Here is a 509-nt window from a genome sequence, read left to right as displayed (position 1 = left end):
GTCAGGCATCGACGAGATCACCACCCACCTCTGACGCCGACAGAAGGCGTCCCCATCCGCGGCAGAGGCGCGTTGCCCGCGACACGGAGGGGTGGCTGCCCGTTCGGGCCGGGCCGGGGATGCGGAGCCGCCTCCGAGGCATGGGTGCGGAAGGTTCATTCATCCACCCCGATCAACATGAACGAGATTTGGCGCGGAAGCCCGGAAGACGATGGTCATGTGGGGCTCGAGTCCGCGCGTCGGTTGATGGTGTCGCCGTTCCAGGAGAGGTCGGAGTTCTCGTCGACCGGGTATGCCTCGAAGCGGTCGTCGGTGAGGATCGAGTCGATGAGCGTTCGGGAGCCGGCGACGATCGTGGAGTCCCAGTCGATCTCGGTGGCCAGTACCCAGGCGTGGTCCTCCGGCCAGAGCAACTGCGGTGGTTCGTCGATTCGGAAGCCGATGTGTCGACCCCAGCCGGGCTCTGCGAGCTCCGCGGTGTCGGTCTGGGCCAGGACATAGTCGTACCG

1 pseudogene is annotated in these 509 nt (G+C 66.4%); it reads right to left on the bottom strand.

The window, feature by feature from the left end:
- Positions 1-215: 215 nt before the first annotated feature.
- Positions 216-509, bottom strand: a pseudogene (locus tag IFT88_RS16740) (hypothetical protein); the annotation flags it as partial.

The sequence above is a fragment of the Frigoribacterium sp. CFBP 8751 genome, assembly GCF_014841545.1.
Classification (GTDB): domain Bacteria; phylum Actinomycetota; class Actinomycetes; order Actinomycetales; family Microbacteriaceae; genus Frigoribacterium.
The sequence above is the reverse complement of the archived record's forward strand: the minus strand, read 5'-3'. Positions and strand labels throughout refer to the sequence as shown.